Origin of the sequence: Erwinia wuhanensis (genome assembly GCF_030484085.1) — a bacterium.
In the GTDB taxonomy this organism is placed as follows: domain Bacteria; phylum Pseudomonadota; class Gammaproteobacteria; order Enterobacterales; family Enterobacteriaceae; genus Erwinia; species Erwinia aeris.
This window is the reverse complement of record NZ_JAUJUH010000006.1, coordinates 312,960-325,237: the sequence shown is the minus strand read 5'-3', so window position 1 is coordinate 325,237 and position 12,278 is coordinate 312,960. Positions and strand designations below refer to the sequence as shown.

Annotated in this window: 13 protein-coding genes and 1 riboswitch; of the genes, 7 read left to right on the top strand and 6 right to left on the bottom strand. The window is 57.6% G+C overall.

Translation table 11 applies throughout. The annotated features are described in order from the left end of the window. Positions 1 to 584 precede the first annotated feature (584 nt). Both purH and purD read left to right on the top strand, forming a co-directional pair. The gene (gene purH / locus QZH36_RS16175; RefSeq protein ID WP_301730644.1) at positions 585 to 2,174 is read left to right on the top strand and encodes a bifunctional phosphoribosylaminoimidazolecarboxamide formyltransferase/IMP cyclohydrolase; all 1,590 of its coding nucleotides are present in this window, start codon (positions 585 to 587) and stop codon (positions 2,172 to 2,174) included. Positions 2,175 to 2,187: 13 nt separating this feature from the next. Then, complete coding sequence (gene purD / locus QZH36_RS16170; RefSeq protein ID WP_253456258.1) at positions 2,188 to 3,468, top strand: phosphoribosylamine--glycine ligase; 1,281 nt, start codon at positions 2,188 to 2,190, stop codon at positions 3,466 to 3,468. A 51-nt stretch (positions 3,469 to 3,519) separates the two neighbouring features. Here the strand turns inward: purD and QZH36_RS16165 are convergent, their stop codons facing one another. The 6 genes from QZH36_RS16165 to nudC all read right to left on the bottom strand — a co-directional run bounded on the left by QZH36_RS16165 (position 3,520) and on the right by nudC (position 7,922). Next, entirely contained in the window at positions 3,520 to 4,173 is a 654-nt protein-coding gene (locus QZH36_RS16165; RefSeq protein WP_369896994.1) for a DUF1481 domain-containing protein, read from the bottom strand. Positions 4,174 to 4,253: 80 nt separating this feature from the next. Next, positions 4,254 to 4,526: a nucleoid-associated protein HU-alpha gene (gene hupA / locus QZH36_RS16160; RefSeq protein ID WP_017803060.1), complete on the bottom strand. Its 273-nt coding sequence runs from the start codon at positions 4,524 to 4,526 to the stop codon at positions 4,254 to 4,256. Between the two features lie 188 nt (positions 4,527 to 4,714). Continuing rightward, on the bottom strand, positions 4,715 to 5,305 hold the full coding sequence (locus QZH36_RS16155; protein WP_253456260.1) for a YjaG family protein: 591 nt from the start codon (positions 5,303 to 5,305) through the stop codon (positions 4,715 to 4,717). A gap of 65 nt (positions 5,306 to 5,370) precedes the next feature. After that, the gene (gene nfi / locus QZH36_RS16150) at positions 5,371 to 6,039 is read right to left on the bottom strand and encodes a deoxyribonuclease V (RefSeq protein ID WP_125290958.1); all 669 of its coding nucleotides are present in this window, start codon (positions 6,037 to 6,039) and stop codon (positions 5,371 to 5,373) included. A gap of 2 nt (positions 6,040 to 6,041) precedes the next feature. Beyond that, the gene (gene hemE, locus QZH36_RS16145; RefSeq protein WP_125290957.1) at positions 6,042 to 7,109 is read right to left on the bottom strand and encodes a uroporphyrinogen decarboxylase; all 1,068 of its coding nucleotides are present in this window, start codon (positions 7,107 to 7,109) and stop codon (positions 6,042 to 6,044) included. 39 nt (positions 7,110 to 7,148) lie between these two features. Then, positions 7,149 to 7,922 carry an NAD(+) diphosphatase gene (gene nudC / locus QZH36_RS16140; protein WP_253456262.1) on the bottom strand — a complete coding sequence of 258 codons (774 nt, stop codon included), beginning with the start codon at positions 7,920 to 7,922 and terminating at the stop codon, positions 7,149 to 7,151. Between the two features lie 73 nt (positions 7,923 to 7,995). Here nudC and rsd point away from each other — a divergent pair, with 73 nt between their 5' ends. From rsd to thiS, 5 genes are all read left to right on the top strand, one after another. Further along, positions 7,996 to 8,499, top strand: coding sequence for a sigma D regulator (gene rsd, locus QZH36_RS16135; RefSeq protein ID WP_253456264.1), 504 nt, complete (start codon positions 7,996 to 7,998; stop codon positions 8,497 to 8,499). A gap of 89 nt (positions 8,500 to 8,588) precedes the next feature. Next, a riboswitch (TPP riboswitch) is annotated at positions 8,589 to 8,689 on the top strand. A 75-nt stretch (positions 8,690 to 8,764) separates the two neighbouring features. Next, on the top strand, positions 8,765 to 10,696 hold the full coding sequence (gene thiC / locus QZH36_RS16130; RefSeq protein WP_301730643.1) for a phosphomethylpyrimidine synthase ThiC: 1,932 nt from the start codon (positions 8,765 to 8,767) through the stop codon (positions 10,694 to 10,696). Next, positions 10,696 to 11,340 carry a thiamine phosphate synthase gene (thiE, locus tag QZH36_RS16125; protein WP_301253452.1) on the top strand — a complete coding sequence of 215 codons (645 nt, stop codon included), beginning with the start codon at positions 10,696 to 10,698 and terminating at the stop codon, positions 11,338 to 11,340. The genes thiC and thiE overlap by 1 nt, the downstream gene beginning before the upstream one ends. Further along, positions 11,333 to 12,094, top strand: coding sequence for a HesA/MoeB/ThiF family protein (locus QZH36_RS16120; RefSeq protein ID WP_301253456.1), 762 nt, complete (start codon positions 11,333 to 11,335; stop codon positions 12,092 to 12,094). The genes thiE and QZH36_RS16120 overlap by 8 nt, the downstream gene beginning before the upstream one ends. Next, entirely contained in the window at positions 12,078 to 12,278 is a 201-nt protein-coding gene (gene thiS / locus QZH36_RS16115; RefSeq protein ID WP_253456271.1) for a sulfur carrier protein ThiS, read from the top strand. The genes QZH36_RS16120 and thiS overlap by 17 nt, the downstream gene beginning before the upstream one ends.

Genomic DNA, 12,278 nt, shown 5'->3' with positions numbered 1-12,278 from the left:
CGTCATAATGAATTTCATTATGTGTTCACTCTTAAGACTTGATATTTTTTTGCGTCCGGAGACGCTTGATATCAATCCTGCGAGTGCCCACACAGATTGTCTGATAAATTGTTAAAGAGCGTTGCGGTAAGCGCCTTGGCGACTTACTGCGAGGTGGCGTATCTTACGCTTTCCTCCTTCAGAGTCAACCTCTTTTTCAGAAGTTTTTCTCCGGCGATTCAGCTTCCTGAACCTCCTGAGCCGCTGGCCTGTAAGCCGTTGTGCCGTCTCAGTGGTTGCGCATTATAGGGAGTTCTCGACGGCTGACAACCCCTAATTTTAGAAAAATAGCGCGTTCGCTGCATTCCACAGCAAAAGGGCTATTTATACGCATTTACCCACAAAGTTATCCACATCCGGCGGTAAGAACAAATTTAGACGAGCATCACGCAAACGTTTTCGCTACAATGCCCCGGAAAAATCCCGGCCCCCATTTGGGGGCGTTACCTGAATCTTCGCTGCTTCTTTCTTTATAAAGGAGGGGAAAAGCTAAGATTGATGTAACGCTCTTATCTATGCGAACCAAAGCCAAGGGATAAAACCTCATGCAACAACCTCGTCCTGTACGCCGCGCTCTGCTCAGCGTGTCCGACAAAGCCGGTATCCTCGAATTTGCACAGGCGCTTTCCGCGCGTGGTGTGGAGCTGCTCTCCACGGGCGGCACTGCTCGTCTGTTGGCCGAGGCCGGCCTGCCCGTTACCGAAGTGTCTGACTATACCGGTTTCCCGGAAATGATGGATGGACGCGTCAAAACCCTGCATCCGAAAGTTCACGGCGGCATTCTGGGACGTCGCGGCCAGGACGATGCCATCATGCAGGCGCACAGCATCGCCCCTATCGACATGGTGGTCGTTAACCTTTATCCCTTTGCACAGACGGTGGCGCGCGAAGGCTGCTCGCTGGAAGATGCGGTAGAGAATATCGATATCGGCGGCCCGACGATGGTGCGCTCCGCGGCCAAGAACCATAAAGACGTAGCTATCGTTGTAAAGAGCAGCGACTACGACGCGGTGATTGCCGAGATGGACGCCAACGATAACTCACTACAGCTGGCTACCCGCTTCGATCTGGCTATTAAAGCTTTCGAGCATACCGCTGCCTACGACAGCATGATCGCCAACTACTTCGGCAGCCTGGTTCCGGCCTATCATGGCGAAACCCGCGAGCCTGCCGGACGCTTCCCGCGTACGCTGAATTTGAACTTCATTAAGAAGCAGGATATGCGCTACGGCGAAAACAGCCATCAGGATGCCGCCTTCTATATAGAAGAGAATGTGACTGAGGCTTCGGTCGCCACGGCGCAGCAGGTTCAGGGCAAAGCGCTTTCTTATAACAACATTGCCGATACCGATGCGGCGCTGGAATGCGTAAAAGAGTTCAGCGAACCGGCCTGCGTGATTGTCAAACACGCTAACCCTTGCGGCGTGGCGGTTAGCGATTCGGCTTTGGGCGCTTACGAGCTGGCTTACAAAACCGATCCTACCTCTGCCTTCGGCGGCATTATCGCCTTTAACCGTGAGCTGGACGAAGCGACCGCTCAGGCAATTATCAGCCGCCAGTTCGTTGAAGTGATTATTGCGCCCTCCGCCAGCGAAGCCGCGCTGAAGGTGACGTCGGCTAAGCAGAACGTGCGCGTGCTGATTTGCGGCCAGTGGCAGCAGCGTCAGGCCGGGCTGGACTTCAAGCGCGTGAACGGCGGTTTGCTGGTACAGGATCGCGATCTGGGCATGGTGGAAGCAAGCCAGCTGCGCGTCGTGACCAAACGTCAGCCAACAGAGCAGGAGCTACGCGATGCGCTGTTCTGCTGGAAAGTCGCCAAGTTTGTAAAATCCAACGCCATTGTTTATGCGCGCGACAATATGACCGTCGGGATTGGCGCAGGCCAGATGAGCCGCGTTTACTCCGCCAAAATTGCCGGTATCAAAGCAAAAGATGAAGGTCTGGTCGTGGAAGGCTGCGCGCTGGCCTCTGACGCCTTCTTCCCGTTCCGTGACGGTGTTGATGCGGCGGCGACGGCGGGCGTGAGCTGCGTTATCCAGCCTGGCGGATCGATTCGCGATGAAGAAGTAATTGCCGCCGCTGATGAACACGGCATTGCCATGATTTTCACCAATATGCGCCACTTCCGCCATTAATAAGGAACCGACAATGAAAATTTTAGTGATTGGCAATGGCGGCCGTGAGCACGCGCTGGCGTGGAAAGCTTCGCAGTCGCCGCTGGCGGAAACCGTTTTTGTCGCGCCGGGCAATGCCGGCACCGCGCTGGAGCCGGCGTTGCAAAACGTCGCTATCGGCGCGACCGATATCCCTGCACTGCTGGATTTTGCACAGCGTGAGCACATCGATCTGACTATCGTTGGGCCGGAAGCGCCGCTGGTCATTGGCATAGTCGATGCTTTTCGCGCGGCCGGGCTGAAGATCTTTGGCCCGACCCAGGCTGCCGCGCAGCTGGAAGGTTCTAAAGCGTTCACCAAGGATTTCCTGGCCCGCCATAAAATCCCGACGGCGGAATACCAGAACTTCACCGACGTCGAGGCCGCGCTGGCCTATACGCGCAGTAAGGGCGCGCCGATTGTGATCAAGGCGGACGGCCTGGCGGCGGGCAAAGGCGTGATTGTCGCAATGACGCTGGAAGAAGCGGAAGCCGCCATTAAAGACATGCTGGCCGGAAACGCCTTTGGCGATGCCGGGCACCGTATCGTGGTGGAGGAGTTTCTGGACGGCGAGGAAGCCAGCTTTATCGTGATGGTTGACGGCGAGAACGTGCTGCCGATGGCGACCAGTCAGGATCATAAACGCGTAGGCGATGGCGATACCGGCCCTAATACCGGCGGCATGGGCGCCTATTCGCCGGCCCCCGTCGTGACCGATGAAATCCACCAGCGCGTTATGGACGAGGTTATCTGGCCGACCGTCCGCGGCATGGCGGCCGAAGGCAACGTCTATACCGGCTTCCTTTATGCCGGCCTGATGATCGATAACAGCGGCCAGCCGAAAGTCATTGAATTTAACTGCCGCTTTGGCGACCCCGAAACGCAGCCGATCATGCTGCGCCTGCAGTCCGACCTGGTCGATCTTTGCCTTGCCGCCGTTGACGGCAAGCTGGATAGCAAAGACTCCGTCTGGGATCCGCGTCCTTCGCTGGGCGTGGTGCTGGCGGCGGGCGGCTATCCTGGCGATTACGCCACTGGCGACCAGATCCACGGCTTGCCGCTGGAAGCGACGCCGGACGGTAAGGTTTTCCACGCCGGAACCAAAATGCAGGACGATTTGGTGGTGACAAACGGCGGACGCGTATTATGCGTGACCGCGCTGGGCGAAGATGTCGCGGCGGCGCAAAAACATGCCTACGAGCTGGCTAAGCACATCTCCTGGCATGGCAGCTTCTGCCGCACGGATATCGGCTACCGCGCTATCGGGCGTAAATAAGAGTGATTCAGGGGGCAGCACTGTCCCCTTCTCTCTCAAGCTGGCAGCCGATTAAAAGCTGTCGGCCTGCGGCTGTTGCTGACAAAGGTCTTCCGGCGTCGCCAGCAGCAGCTGCGTGCCGCCCGGCGCTTCCAGCCAGGCAATGCTGAGCGGTTCACCCGATCCCTGCTGATGCTGGGTGATATAACGCACTGCGTTGCTGTCGAAGCCAGGCGAAGCCTTACCGCCTCCGCATAACCTGACCGCGCCCGAAGGCATCCACTCTCCCTGTAATAGCCTTACGCGTCCGCGTAGCAAATCGTCGCTGATAGTCAGCATACGTCCGGCATCAAACTGGTAGAGCGCGATAGCATCAGCCGTCAGCGCTTCCCGTCGATTCGCCAGCTGGCGCTGCATAAAGCTCAGGCGACCGGATTGGTCAAAGCGTAGCGTCACGCTTTCAGGATTTGCGCCCACGATTTTGCGTTCAACAGAAATCAGTTTGCCCTCTTGCCACTGGTAGTCCGTGGTTTCCGTTACCGGCTCGGTAAAAGGGGTATAGACCGTTTGCAGATGGGTTGACTGTGGGGAAGGCGTTTTGCGCCAGATACGCACGGCGCCGCGATCGGCAAGATAGCCGCTGGCGGTAAAATCAGGCATCTGCCGTGAACTACAGCCTGCTAACAGCAGCAGGAACGGCAAAAGGGAACGAGAGAAAAGCGTCACAAGCTGTCCTGGCAGAAACAGCTAAAAAGCCTTAACAAAAGGGGCTTAACGCCCCCCTGTTTAAAACTTTTCACTGTCGATTATTTAACAGCGTCTTTCAGAGCTTTACCAGAAACGAATGCCGGTACGTTTGCAGCTGCAATTTTGATTTCGTTGCCGGTCTGCGGGTTGCGGCCAGTACGCTCAGCACGGTGGTTAACTTTAAAAGTACCAAAACCAACCAGTTGTACAGCATCACCTTCTTTCAGAGACTCAGTAATCGCAGCCAGAGTGGATTCCAGTGCAGCTTTAGCCTGGGTCTTAGACAGGTCCGCTTTGTCCGCAATTACATCAATCAGTTGAGTCTTGTTCATAAGTTATCCTTACAGTGTATTTATCGCTTGCTAAGCATCGAGTGCGAGGGAAAAACCAGTTTCTGGCACTCTCCTGCATACACGCACCGATAGCCACTTTTTTCAGCCCCACAAATGTAGACCAGACTGGGGGCGAATGTGAAGCCTTAAGGCGCTACAAATCAGGCCTGAAGTCACGTTTTATCGCCTTACTGCTGAAAATTTATACCGATATTGCTAATCCCTGATTCCCGCAGGTCAGAACGCAGTCCTTTTATCAGTTCTGGATCCCTTTCCTCACAGGCGCTGAGCAGGCGAAAAATCTCCCACTGGATGTCCCATTCCTCTTCAACGGCAGGATTGGCTTTTAGCTCTTCCTCGGTCATTTCACGTTCGGCCTGGGTCATTTCCAGCATCGCTACAGAGGTGATTGAAGCTTCGCTGACGGCAATAGCGTGCGCCAGGGTTTCACCGCTCAAACGGGAATGCAGCAGTTCGCTCAGCGCGACGCAGGCGTCGATGGCTGGATAAACGCCGTACAGATCGTAATCCTCCGCCGCCGGAATGGCTTCTTCCAGCTTTTCCAGCTGCGAGTCAAAATTCACTTTGGCATCTTTCACCAGCAGCGTTTCCCAGACCAAATCGAGAATACGACGATAAAGCTGGCCGTCGCCAAACTCGGTCTGGCGGCAAAAAGCCCAGTAATTGGGATACATGCGCTCGCACAGGCAGGCCATAAAAGTAACGTGCTGCCAGCTTTCCAGTTTTTCCAGCCGCAGGTGAATCGGATTACGTAACATGTTGGGATCTCTTAAACAAAAGTGCGCGGGCCGCAGTGTAACCGAAAAGCCGGCGCCTCACACCGTTATAGCGGGATGCCGAGACGGGCGAAAGCGGGCCGGTTGGACGCCACGGCATCGGCCCAGCGCGTCGGTTCCGGCAAACGGTAGCCCTGCAGGCAGGTCTCCACCCAGTGCAGCGCCGTATCGTTACTGACGCGGTGGCCCGGCGAAATAAACAGCGGATTGCAGCGTTTTTTGCTGCGCAGCACCCAGCCAATCTGCTCGCCTTTGTCGATCAGCGGCTGTCGGGAGCCCGGCTCGTCGCCTAACGGCTCGAACTTGCCGCATAGCCGGCGTTTCGCCACGCCAATAGTCGGCACATCCACCAGCAGGCCAAAGTGGCTGGCGACGCCAAGACGGCGCGGATGCGCGATGCCCTGACCGTCGACAAACAGCAGATCGGGTTTTTGCTCCAGCTGCTCCCAGGCGGCCAGCAGAGCGGGATATTCGCGAAACGAGAGAAAGCCGGGGATATAAGGCATGGTGGTGGCTATCCGCGCGACGCGATGCTCAATAAGCTTCAGCGACGGATACTCCAACAGCACCAGCGCGGCGCGCGTGACCTCGCCGCCCTGCTCAAACCCCACGTCCGCCCCGGCGATATAGCGCGGTGGCATTACGTCAAAATCATCAGCGCGTACCACTTCCGCCGCACGCGTCGTCTGTTCCTGCTTTAATGCCTGTATATCCATAATTAATCCTGGTGATACTGTCCTGACAGTTTGTGGACAGCCTCCACAAAAGCACCCGCGTGTTCCGGCGGGACATCCTGATGAATGCCGTGACCCAGGTTGAACACGTGGCCCGTGCCGTTGCCGAAGCCCTGAAGAATGCCCGCCACTTCCTGCTCAATACGGGCAGGCGTGGCATAAAGCATAGAAGGATCCATGTTGCCCTGCAGCGCCACTTTATGGCCAACGCGTCGACGCGCCTCGCCAATATCGGTGGTCCAGTCCAGACCAAGCGCGTCGCAGCCGGTTTCCGCCATCGCTTCCAGCCACTGGCCGCCGCCCTTGGTAAACAGCGTCACGGGCACGCGGCGACCGTCGTTTTCACGCTGCAGGCCATCGACGATTTTATGCATGTAGTGCAGGGAGAACTGCAAATAGTCGCGCCCGGTCAGCACGCCGCCCCAGGTGTCGAAAATCATCACCGACTGCGCGCCCGCGCGGATCTGTGCGTTCAGATAGAGCGTAACGCTGTCGGCCAGCTTATCCAGCATCAGATGCAGGGTTTCCGGCTCGGCATACATCATTTTTTTCAGTTTAGTGAAGGCCTTACTGCTGCCACCTTCCACCATGTAGGTCGCCAGCGTCCACGGACTGCCGGAAAAACCGATCAGCGGCACCGCGCCCTGTAAATTTTTACGAATGGTGCGCACCGCATTCATCACGTAGCCCAGCTCCTGTTCGGGATCGAACACGGGCAGTTTTTCGACGTCCGCACGGCAGGTCACAGGCGAGGAGAAGCGCGGGCCTTCGCCAGCTTCAAAATAGAGTCCCAGCCCCATCGCATCAGGGATGGTCAGGATATCAGAGAAGAGGATCGCCGCATCCAGCGCGTAGCGACGCAGCGGTTGCAGCGTGACTTCACAGGCCAGCTCAGCATTTTTACACAGCGACATAAAGTCGCCGGCCTGGGCGCGCGTCGCCTTGTACTCCGGCAAATACCGTCCGGCCTGACGCATCATCCATACGGGCGTAACGTCTACCGGCTGACGCAGCAGAGCACGCAAATAACGATCGTTCTTCAGTTCACTCATCTTCAGGACTCTTTTTCATTCAGACGCACAGTATATCAGTTATTCCGCAGCGGCGCGGCAGAGCGCGACGGTGTCTTCTATCAGCCGACGGGCCACCGTTCCCGCCGGCGGCAGCTGTGGCAAGGCGTCGTAGCGATACCAGTTGGCATCCAGCAGCTCTTTGGGATCGATGTTGATCTCGCCGCTGTCGTAGTCGGCCATAAACGCCATCATCAATGACTGCGGGAAAGGCCAGGGCTGCGAGGAAACATAGCGCAGGTTTTTCACCTTGATGCCGCTCTCCTCCATCACCTCGCGCGCTACGGTTTGCTCCAGCGTTTCGCCTACCTCCACAAAACCCGCCAGCACCGTGTAGATGCCGTTGCGGTGTCGGGTATGCTGAGCCAGCAGGATTTCATCGCCGCGACGAATGGCCACGATGATGCAGGGCGCAATTTGCGGATAATAGCGCTGGCGGCAGTGGCCACACAGGCAGGCCCATTCCGTTTTGCTGCGATGCATCGCGTGTCCACAGTAGCCGCACCACTGATGCGAGCGATAAAATTCGGCCAGCTGGATGCCGCGTCCCGCCAGCTGAAACAGGGCGGGATCCTGATCGAGCAGCTGCCGCAGCGATGCCATCCCTTCCGGACGATTTTCGCTAATCAGCCGTACAGGTTCGCCCTGCCATTCGCCAATCAGCGCGCCTTTCGAGCCGGCCAGGCCTAAATCTTGTGCGTTTCCGTACGGTAATTGACCTTTTGGCAGCCAAAGTTTCTGTTCATGGCTGACAATCCACCAGCCAGCGTCTACGCTTGAAATCTCAAGTTCCATAAATTGCTCATCCTCACTTCACGCACTTACCGGATTGGGATAGACAGTTAAAATAACACTTTTGGAGTCACTCATGCTTGACCAGCTGGAAGTTTTGGCCTCACGCGTAGGCGGATGCAGCGAACTGGTAGACTTTTGCCTTCACTCACGCAAGCAGTTGTTAGTTGCTTATTATCAAATGGTTGGCATGAAGCCTAACAAAGAATCGCTGACTACGCTCGACGAAGAGGCGCTGGATAACTTCTGTCAAAGCCTGGTTGATTATCTCTCAACCGGCCACTTCACGGCGTACGAACGGTTTATTCAGGAAATGGAAGGCACCGACCAGCTGGCCAAAGCGGCGCTGATTTATCCTTCGCTACAGGCGAATACCGAACAGATTATGGCGATTTACGACGCCCATCTGGAAAACGCCATCGATCACGATAACTATCTGGAGTTCCAGCAGGCGCTGTCGATCGTCGGCGAAGCGCTGGAAGCCCGCTTCACCCTGGAAGATAAATTTATTCAGCTGGCGCTGGAGAAGTATGCGGATAAGTCCGCCGCTAATGACTCTGCGATGGCTCGTCCTGCCTGAAAAGTTAACTGTTTAATCCCTTGAGCTTTCCATAACGCCCCTTTATGCTGAAAAGGCAATCGCATGATTGCCTCTGGCGAAAGCCAGACTTCTTCTTGTCGGAGTGCCCCTCGGGGCTGAGACCGTTAATTCGGGATCCGCGGAACCTGATCAGGTTAGAACCTGCGAAGGGAACAAGAGTAAAGATCCAGGTCAGGGCCATCGGCTCTGCGCTTACTCCTCCGAACTCCGGACAAGCAAATTTCCCTTAAGTCAGGAACTTGCTATGTCTACCCAGGTTAAGAAATCCAACCGCCGCGAACAGCGCGCTGAAGCGCAGCAGTTTATCGCTGCTTTACAGGGCACTGCTTTCCCCAATTCCAGACGCATTTATCTGACCGGTTCGCGAGCCGATCTGCGCGTTCCCATGCGTGAAATTCAGCTCTCGCCCACCCTGACCGGCGGCGGCAAAGACAATCCACAGTTTGAAGAAAACGAACCGGTGCCGGTTTACGATACCGCCGGCCCTTATGGCGATCCCGACGCCGCTATTGACGTGCGCGCCGGTATCGCCAGGCTGCGGGAAAGCTGGATTGCAGAGCGCGCCGATACGCAACCGATTGAGCAATTAAGCTCCGTTTATACGCAGCAGCGTCTGGCGGACGAAGGGCTTGATCATCTGCGCTTTGAGAATCTGCCGCGGCCGCGCCGCGCCCAGGCTGGTCGCCGCGTCACGCAGCTGCACTACGCGCGCCAGGGCATTATCACGCCGGAAATGGAATTTATCGCGCTGCGCGAAAACATGGGCCGCGAGCGCGTTCGCAGCGAGGTGCTGTTGCAGCAGCATCCGGGACAGGATTTTGGCGCGCGGCTGCCGGAAAATATCACCGCCGAGTTTGTTCGTCAGGAAGTGGCTGCCGGACGCGCGATTATCCCGGCCAATATCAACCATTCTGAATCGGAGCCGATGATTATCGGCCGCAATTTCCTGGTGAAGATCAACGCCAATATCGGCAACTCTGCGGTCAGTTCTTCGATTGAAGAAGAGGTCGAAAAGCTGGTCTGGTCGGCACGTTGGGGAGCGGATACGGTGATGGACCTCTCCACCGGGCGAAATATCCATGAAACCCGCGAGTGGATCCTGCGCAACAGCCCGCTGCCGATTGGTACGGTGCCGATCTATCAGGCGCTGGAAAAAGTCAACGGCGTGGCGGAAGACCTCAACTGGGAAATATTCCGCGACACACTGCTGGAGCAGGCTGAGCAGGGCGTGGATTACTTCACTATTCATGCGGGCGTGCTGCTGCGCTATGTGCCGATGACGGCAAAACGCCTGACCGGCATCGTTTCGCGCGGCGGCTCCATTATGGCGAAGTGGTGCCTGTCGCATCATCGTGAAAGCTTTCTCTACGAACGCTTCCGTGATATTTGCGAGATCTGCGCCGCTTACGACGTCTCGCTGTCGCTGGGTGACGGCCTGCGTCCTGGCTCAATACAGGATGCCAACGACGAGGCGCAGTTTGCCGAGCTGCGCACGCTGGGCGAGCTGACGAAAATCGCCTGGGAATATGACGTGCAGGTGATGATTGAAGGGCCGGGACACGTGCCGATGCAAATGATCAGACGCAATATGACCGAGCAGCTCGAACACTGCCACGAGGCGCCTTTCTATACGCTTGGCCCGCTGACTACCGATATCGCGCCTGGCTACGACCATTTTACCTCCGGCATCGGCGCGGCGATGATTGGCTGGTTCGGCTGCGCCATGCTCTGCTACGTTACGCCGAAAGAACATCTGGGCCTGCCGAATAAAGAAGATGTCAAACAAGGTTTGATTACCTACAAGATCGCGGCCCACGCGGCGGATCTTGCCAAAGGCCATCCCGGCGCGCAGATCCGTGACAACGCCATGTCGAAAGCGCGTTTTGAATTCCGCTGGGAAGATCAGTTCAACCTGGCGCTGGATCCGCATACCGCACGCGCTTTCCACGATGAAACGCTGCCGCAGGAGTCCGGTAAGGTTGCCCACTTCTGCTCCATGTGCGGCCCGAAATTCTGCTCGATGAAAATCACCCAGGAAGTCCGCGAATACGCAGCAAAACAGGAAGCGGAAGCAGAGCCGATAGCGATCAGGATGGCGGAGATGTCAGAGACGTTCCGCCGTCGTGGCGGCGAGCTTTACCATGCCATGGATGCCTTAACGCAGGAGGAAAAATAATGAGCCGTAGCGCTTTTCCCCTGACGGCAGCCAGGCTGGGGCTTTATCCGGTGGTGGACAGCGTCATCTGGATCGAGCGTTTGCTGGCGGCTGGCGTGCGCACTATCCAGCTGCGCATTAAAGATCTGCCGGAAGCGGCGGTGGAACAGGATATCGCCGCGGCCATCGAGTTGGGTAAACGCTATCAGGCCCGTCTGTTTATCAACGATTACTGGCGGCTGGCGATTCAGCATGGCGCCTATGGCGTACACCTGGGCCAGGAAGATCTGGCTATTGCCGATCTGGATGCGATCCACCGCGCCGGGCTGCGGCTGGGGTTATCCACGCATGATGACGCGGAACTGGATCGCGCGCTGGCCGAGCGCCCATCCTACATCGCGCTGGGACACGTCTTTCCTACGCAAACTAAAGCTATGCCCTCTTCACCTCAGGGGCTTCAGGAGCTGAAGCGGCATGTCGGGCGCCTGCAGAACGTCTCAACCGTGGCTATCGGCGGTATCTCGCTGGCGCGGGCGCCAGACGTGCTGGCAACCGGCGTCGGCAGTATCGCCGTGGTCAGTGCCATTACCCAGGCGGCAGACTGGCAGGCCGCCACCGCGCAGCTGCTGGCGCTGGCAGGAAGCGGAGGGCCGCTTGATGCTTAGCGACGGCGATTTTATGCGTTACAGCCGCCAGCTGCTGCTGGAGGAGTTTGGCCCGCAGGCGCAGGAAAAGCTGCTGGCGGCCAGCGTGCTGATTGTCGGCCTGGGCGGCTTAGGCTCACCGGCTGCGACGTATCTTGCCGCAGCGGGCGTGGGCAAGCTGCTGCTGGCCGATGACGACAGGGTGCATATCAGCAATTTGCAGCGTCAAATCCTCTACCGCAGCAGCGATATCGGCCAGCCAAAGGCCACGCTGGCGAAAGATCGTTTGCAGGCGCTGAATCCTCAGGTCGAGTTTGTAGCGCTTGAGCAGCGTATGGATGCCGCCACGCTGCAGGAAACGGCGCAGCGGGTCGATCTGGTGCTGGACTGCAGCGACAACATGCAGACGCGTCACGCCGTGAATGCCGCCTGCGTCGCAGCCAGCACGCCGCTGATCAGCGCCAGCGCGGTCGGTTTCGGCGGCCAGCTGCTGGCGATCACCCCGCCTTTCCGGCGTGGCTGCTACTGCTGCCTGTGGCCCGATAAAGCGGAGCCGCAGCGCAACTGCCGCACCGCAGGCGTACTCGGCCCGGTGGTCGGCGTGATGGGCACGCTGCAGGCGCTGGAAGCGTTGAAGATGCTGGCCGGCCAGCCGTCGGCGCTGGACGGCAAGCTGCGGCTGTTTGACGGCAAAACGCAGGCCTGGCGCACGCTTGACCTTGAGCGCAGCCCCGGCTGCCCGGTATGCGGAGGCCATCGTGAACATCATCATTAATGATGAGCCGCACGTTTTTGTCGCGCCGCTGACGCTGACCGCGCTGCTGGCGCAGCTTGCCCATAGCCACTCTGGCACCGCGCTGGCTGTCAATCAGCAGATTGTGCCGCGGGATCGCTGGGACACTCATCTTTTACAGGAAGGCGACAACCTGGTGATTTTCCAGGCTATCGCCGGAGGTTAA

Bases quoted from the DNA above. Each gene is read 5' to 3' on its own strand.
- thiE (WP_301253452.1), top strand. From the start codon at position 10,696: ATGAGCCGTAGCGCTTTTCCCCTGACGGCAGCCAGGCTGGGGCTTTAT.
- thiC (WP_301730643.1), top strand. From the start codon at position 8,765: ATGTCTACCCAGGTTAAGAAATCCAACCGCCGCGAACAGCGCGCTGAA.
- QZH36_RS16155 (WP_253456260.1), bottom strand. From the start codon at position 5,305: ATGTTACGTAATCCGATTCACCTGCGGCTGGAAAAACTGGAAAGCTGG.
- hupA (WP_017803060.1), bottom strand. From the start codon at position 4,526: ATGAACAAGACTCAACTGATTGATGTAATTGCGGACAAAGCGGACCTG.
- purH (WP_301730644.1), top strand. From the start codon at position 585: ATGCAACAACCTCGTCCTGTACGCCGCGCTCTGCTCAGCGTGTCCGAC.
- nudC (WP_253456262.1), bottom strand. From the start codon at position 7,922: ATGGAACTTGAGATTTCAAGCGTAGACGCTGGCTGGTGGATTGTCAGC.
- purD (WP_253456258.1), top strand. From the start codon at position 2,188: ATGAAAATTTTAGTGATTGGCAATGGCGGCCGTGAGCACGCGCTGGCG.
- QZH36_RS16120 (WP_301253456.1), top strand. From the start codon at position 11,333: ATGCTTAGCGACGGCGATTTTATGCGTTACAGCCGCCAGCTGCTGCTG.
- hemE (WP_125290957.1), bottom strand. From the start codon at position 7,109: ATGAGTGAACTGAAGAACGATCGTTATTTGCGTGCTCTGCTGCGTCAG.
- rsd (WP_253456264.1), top strand. From the start codon at position 7,996: ATGCTTGACCAGCTGGAAGTTTTGGCCTCACGCGTAGGCGGATGCAGC.
- nfi (WP_125290958.1), bottom strand. From the start codon at position 6,039: ATGGATATACAGGCATTAAAGCAGGAACAGACGACGCGTGCGGCGGAA.